This window comes from Kitasatospora sp. NPDC002965 (genome assembly GCF_040611255.1).
Lineage (GTDB): Bacteria > Actinomycetota > Actinomycetes > Streptomycetales > Streptomycetaceae > Kitasatospora.
Map to the genome: position 1 here is coordinate 1 of NZ_JBEXNT010000283.1, position 3,071 is coordinate 3,071.

Genomic DNA, 3,071 nt, shown 5'->3' on the forward strand with positions numbered 1-3,071 from the left:
CCCCCCCCCCCCCCCCCCGGCCGGCCCGGCGGTCCCGGAGGGCCGGGGACGGGCGGACCGGGCGGGCCGGGTGCGGCGGCACCGGCCGGTCCCCCCGTCCCGCCGCTCGCCGAGGTGCTCGGCCGGGTGTACGTCGACACGGCGACCCCGAGCCTGCGCGCCATCGCCGCCGCGGTCGACGCCTTCGGGGTCGGCAACGTCATGTTCGGCACCGACTCCCCGCCGATGAGCGCACCGCTGGACGCCTCGCTCGCCCGGCTCGACGGGCTCGGCCTGGACGCCACCGCGGTCGCCCGGATCCGGCACGGCAACGCCGCCGAGCTGTTCGGCCTGGCGCCCGCCGCGCCGGACCGCACCTGAACCCGGCACATCCCGAGCGGACCCGGGTAGCACCGGGCCCGGACTCACCCCGACCCGCCGGCGCCGCCCGCGCCACGGCACCGCAGCGGTCCCGGCTCCACGCCGGATCCGGGACCGCGCCGGGACCGCGCCGGGACCGCGCCGGACCGTGTTCCGCGGTTCCGCGCCGGCACGACCCACCGGGAACCACGCACCAGGAACCCACCGGGAACCACGCACCGGGAACCACCCACCACGGGGGCCAGGGGCCACGCGCCTGGAACCACCACCGACAAGCGACAGGGAGGTGCCGTCATGACGGCAGCCGCACCGACCGACCCGCCGGGCCCGCCCGCCGGACGCCCGGGCGGCGGACCGCCCCCGGGCTTCGCCGGCCCACCCGGCGGACGCCCGGGCGGGCCGCCACCGGGGGTCTTCGGCCCGCCCGGCGGAGGACCGCCCGGCGCGGGAGCGCCCCAGCCCGCACCCGAACGGGTCCCCGCCGACCGGCAGTTCGCCGGCAGCCGGGTCCTGGTGGTCGGCGGCTACGGCAGCATCGGCGCCGCCGTCGCCGAGGACCTCGCCGCCCAGGGCGCCCGGGTGGCCGTCGCCGGCCGCTCGCTGAAGAAGGCCGAGGAGACCGCCGACCGGCTCGCCCCGCTGGCCGCCCGGGGCGGGGAGGTCGTCGCCCACGCCGTCGACGTCGCCGACCGTGCCGACGTGGACCGGCTGGTGGACACCCTGGTCGCCGGCTGGGGCGGCATCGACGTCCTGGTCAACTGCGCCAGCGCGCTGGTGACGGTCGGCGCCGAGACCATCTCGGAGGAGGACTGGCGCACCATCGTCGACACCAACCTGCTGGGCGCCTTCTGGCTCTCCCAGTCGGTCGGGCGGGCGATGATCGCGGGCGGCGGCGGCCGGATCGTCCATCTCTCCTCCGTCCGCGGCAAGTTCGGCGCACGGCGCGGCTTCAGCGCGTACGGCGCGAGCAAGGCGGGCCTGGACCTGCTGGTCAAGCAGCTGGCCGCCGAATGGGGCCGGCACCGGATCGCGGTGAACGCGGTCGCTCCCGGCTTCGTGCGCACCGACTTCGTCCAGGAGAACGCCCAGAACCCGGAGTTCATGAGGATGGTGATCGGCCGGATCCCGCTGGGCCGCACCGCCGAGCTGCACGAGGTCGCGGACGCCGTGACCTTCCTCGCCTCACCGCGGGCCGGATTCATCTCCGGCCAGGTGCTGTACGTGGACGGCGGCGTCACCGCCAGCCAGTGACAGCGCCACCTCCCCACCCCGACGGGGCCGGACCCGGCCCCGAACCGTCAGGAGACGACATGAGCACGTGGCACGCGCTGTACTACCCGCTGCTCCCGGGCAGCGAGGACACCGTCAAGGAGCTGTTCCGCAAGAGCGGCCGCCCGGAGTTCGACGTCCGCACCCCGGACGGCACCGTCGTCGGGAAGCTCCTCGGCACCCAGGCCTTCGTCGGCAAGGAGCTGGCCGTCCGGGTCATCGAGATCGAGGGCCCGCTCCCGCTGGTGGCCGCGCACATGAGCCAGCAGCCGGCCGTCCGCGAGTTCGAGCGGGAGCTGGAGAACCACCTGGCCGTCCCCCGCGACATGACCAGCCGGGAGGGCGCCCAGGCCTTCTTCCGGCTGGCCTCGATGGAGAACGTGCTCTCCCGCCGCCACGACCAGCCCCTCCAGGGGGAGTGACATGAAGATCGGAATCGGACTGCCGACCTCGCTGGAAGGTACCGCGGGCGAGGACGTGGTCGGCTGGGCGGTGCAGGCCGAGGCCGCCGGGTTCTCCACGCTCGGCACCATCGACCGCCTGTTGCACACCAGTTGGGAGCCGCTCACCACGCTGGCCGCGGCCGCCGCGGTCACCGAGCGGATCGGTCTGGCGACCAGCATCCTGATCTCGCCGCTGCGCTCCAACACCGCGCTGCTGGCCAAGCAGGCCGCCACCGTGGACCGGCTCTCCGGCGGGCGGCTCACCCTCGGGCTGGCCGTCGGCTCGCGACCGGACGACTTCGAGGCCGGCCGGATCGAGAAGACCGGCCGGGGCGCCCGGACCGGCACCCAGGTGGCCGAGCTGCGCCGGCACTGGGCCGACGCGCAGGCCGGCCGGGAGCCGGCCGTCGGACCGGCGCCGGTCCGGCAGAACGGGCCGGAGCTGATCCTCGGCGGCCACTCGCCGGCCGCACTGCGCCGGGCTGCCCGGCTGGGTGACGGCTGGATCGGCGGCGGCACCGGCCCGATGATGTTCGCCCAGGGCGCGCAGTCGCTGCGCGAGCTGTGGACGGAGGAGGGCCGCGAGGGCGCGCCCCGGCTGGTGGCGCTGGCGTACTTCGCGCTGGGCGGGGACGCGACCAAGCACACCGAGGGCTACCTGCGGTCCTACTACCGGGACGCCGGTCCGTTCGTCGAGCACATCCTGCGCGGCGCCGCCGACTCGGCGGGCAAGTTGCGCGGGATCGTCGGCAAGTACGCCGAGGCGGGCTGCGACGAGCTGCTGTTGATGCCGTGCTCCCGGGACCTCGACCAGGTCACGGCCGCGGCCGAGGTGCTGGGGCTCCGGGGCTGACCACGGCACGGCGGGGAGGGGCGGGCGGCCACTGGCCACCCGCCCCTCCCCCGTTCCCCGCCCGGGTCCGGCGACGGGGGGCGTCCGGCAGGTCCGGCGGTCCGGCGGTCCGGCGCCGGGGCGGGGCGCCCCGGGCGGGGCGGGCC

At 76.8% G+C, this 3,071-nt stretch carries 4 protein-coding genes; all 4 read left to right on the top strand.

Annotated elements, in window-relative coordinates; genetic code table 11:
- Window positions 1–360, top strand: a 360-nt coding sequence (locus ABZY91_RS41775) for an amidohydrolase family protein (RefSeq protein ID WP_355409451.1), incomplete at its 5' end; no start/stop codon positions are given.
- A gap of 294 nt (window positions 361–654) precedes the next feature.
- The gene (locus ABZY91_RS41780; protein ID WP_355409453.1) at window positions 655–1,611 is read left to right on the top strand and encodes an SDR family NAD(P)-dependent oxidoreductase; all 957 of its coding nucleotides are present in this window, start codon (window positions 655–657) and stop codon (window positions 1,609–1,611) included.
- 59 nt (window positions 1,612–1,670) lie between these two features.
- Window positions 1,671–2,051 (top strand): SchA/CurD-like domain-containing protein, encoded by a 381-nt coding sequence (locus tag ABZY91_RS41785; RefSeq protein WP_329882633.1) that lies wholly within the window; start codon window positions 1,671–1,673, stop codon window positions 2,049–2,051.
- A gap of 1 nt (window position 2,052) precedes the next feature.
- A complete protein-coding gene (locus ABZY91_RS41790) occupies window positions 2,053–2,925 on the top strand; it encodes an LLM class flavin-dependent oxidoreductase (protein ID WP_355409455.1) in 873 nt (290 codons plus the stop codon).
- The last annotated feature ends 146 nt before the right edge of the window (window positions 2,926–3,071 follow it).

Excerpts from the sequence above, each read along its gene's own strand:
- ABZY91_RS41780 (WP_355409453.1), top strand. The coding sequence starts at position 655 with ATGACGGCAGCCGCACCGACCGACCCGCCGGGCCCGCCCGCCGGACGC.
- ABZY91_RS41785 (WP_329882633.1), top strand. The coding sequence starts at position 1,671 with ATGAGCACGTGGCACGCGCTGTACTACCCGCTGCTCCCGGGCAGCGAG.
- ABZY91_RS41790 (WP_355409455.1), top strand. The coding sequence starts at position 2,053 with ATGAAGATCGGAATCGGACTGCCGACCTCGCTGGAAGGTACCGCGGGC.